The sequence below is a fragment of the Parasphingorhabdus sp. genome (genome assembly GCF_049667325.1).
Taxonomy (GTDB): domain Bacteria; phylum Pseudomonadota; class Alphaproteobacteria; order Sphingomonadales; family Sphingomonadaceae; genus Parasphingorhabdus.
Genome location: NZ_JBATHY010000134.1, coordinates 1 through 1,999, shown reverse-complemented (window position 1 = coordinate 1,999; position 1,999 = coordinate 1). Strand labels below are relative to the sequence as shown.

The window sequence follows — 1,999 nt, the reverse complement described above, 5'->3', positions numbered from 1 at the left end:
AGAAATATCCGCAGTGGAAGAGCGGGGATGTGGAACCGGTGTTTGGTTTGGAAGAGGCGGCTTAGCGCGGGTCATATATATGGTCGGGGAGTGGCGTTAATTCGGGCGACGTCAACTTGGTTTGGGAGTAGTTGCACCGGTCAGCGTTATCCGGACTCGCACAAAGCCACGAAGACGCAAAGCGCCATGAATATGCAGAGGAATTGCGCGTTTTCTTATCGCCTTGGTGGCTTGGTGTCTTCGTGTGAGCCCGGCCATTGCTGCGTCTGGCCGAAAAACTGACAGCGAAGCCCCGGTTTATTTTTCTGTGACCTTCGCCCCGAAGCCCCGGATTTCCGCCATTTGTGGAGCGCAAGCCAGTCGCCGAGTGTGACCTTCCATTTCTCCATCATCTATTCAGATTGTCAAAGAGCCGGTCCCGCGCCGTTTGCAGGGACCGGTGGCAATAATAAGCGATCCGGCCGGATGTAGGAAAGTGCTTTGATTATCGCGGCTACAGAGTCTTGTCTCGAACACGGCGGCGCCGAGCCACCCGACCGGCATCGCGGACAACAGCGGATCAGGCCTTTGCAATGCCGTGCCAGCCACTTCTTCAGCACATTCGGATCACTCGCCACCACATCACGGCGGGATTACGGTGACAGGTGCAACGATCCCCTAACTATTCTGGGTTTTCGCTCCAACAGCATAGCACTGTCTCCGCAAAGCCTTCTGAAAGCAACATGTAAGCAATCCTATCCTCAAATCCCGACCCGAAGCTTCAGCCCGACCCGCGTATCCGGCGCGGCGTCGGACAGGCCGACCGCGCCATCGACGCCGATGCGGACCGAGCGGGTCAGGTTGGTGCCGAAGCCCATGTTGATGCTCTGGCTGTCACCGATGCCGGAGGATGCGGATTGTTCGTAGCTATAGGAAGCGGTCAGCGCGCTGTTCTTGCCGAGCAGGAGATGGCTGCCAGCGGTTCCTGACAATGTGTTGCGGGTCTCGAAATTATCCGGCTCGCCGATGATCGTATAGCCGGCGCCGACGAACGGCACGACCGCGCCGAGTTTCTTGGAAAGTTGTCCGGAGACGCCATAATCGACCTTGCCGGTTCCGAGGCCTTTCTCGCGCGATGCGGTTGGTACTTTGACCGAGGCCCCGATGCTTGCGTCGATGCCAGAGACCGGCAGCTGATAGGCGGCGGCGAGCGAGAGGTCGCCGATGCCCTCGCGCTTGACCTGACCGGTCTGCGTGCCGCTCGAGCCGAGCAAGGGCGTGCCGAACAGACCACCCTGGTTGATGATCACCTCCTGAGGGGCGGTCGAGGAAATATAGGGGAGCGAGGCGGAGGCGCTGAACCGGCCTTTGGTCATTGCCACGCCGGTGGTGGCAAAGGTGGTCTTATAGTCGAGCCCTTCGCCGGCATCGCCTTCGAGATGGTCAACGCCGCCGAGAAGCTGGAAACGGGTTTCCTGCTTCGGGCTGCTATCCTGTTGTTTGATGGATTCCTGAGCGAGTGCAGGACCGGTCACAGCGAGAAATATCGGCAGAGTAAGAAAAATGCGCATGGTTGGTTTGCTCCTTGAAGATATGGCAAGGCGCCAGCGAGGCAGGCGCTTGTCTGTCTGTGGAGGGAACGAACCGAAACGACGGTTTAATCCATATTATTTTTCAAAAGCCGGTGCTGACCCCGATATGAAGCCCGGTCCAGCACGGGATATGACGGGCCTTGCCGCTGTCCGGCGGCTGTAGACGCACTATCCGGTCAGGATTTGATTCGGCTGTTGCGCGGCTCATCGACGTGCAGACGGGCGTTTCTGGGGGCCAGAAAATGGATTTTCCGTTTCGGGAAATCGATCGCGACCTGATCAAATTTGCGCAGCACATCCATCCCGATCAACAGAGTCGGCTTGTCGCCCAGTCCGAACCGCTCGAACGGCGGCGCGTCGGCGAAGGCAACCGTCAGGCTGGCGAAGCGGGCGCGGCCGATGCGAAATTCCCGCACCCGGCCAAATTC

1 protein-coding gene and 1 pseudogene are annotated in these 1,999 nt (G+C 58.9%); both read right to left on the bottom strand.

Going from position 1 to position 1,999, the window contains the following annotated elements; all coding sequences use genetic code 11:
* Positions 1–740: 740 nt before the first annotated feature.
* Positions 741–1,550, bottom strand: coding sequence for a transporter (locus WBM93_RS06405; protein WP_424429718.1), 810 nt, complete (start codon positions 1,548–1,550; stop codon positions 741–743).
* Positions 1,551–1,747: 197 nt separating this feature from the next.
* A pseudogene (locus tag WBM93_RS06400) lies at positions 1,748–1,999 on the bottom strand (hypothetical protein); the annotation flags it as partial.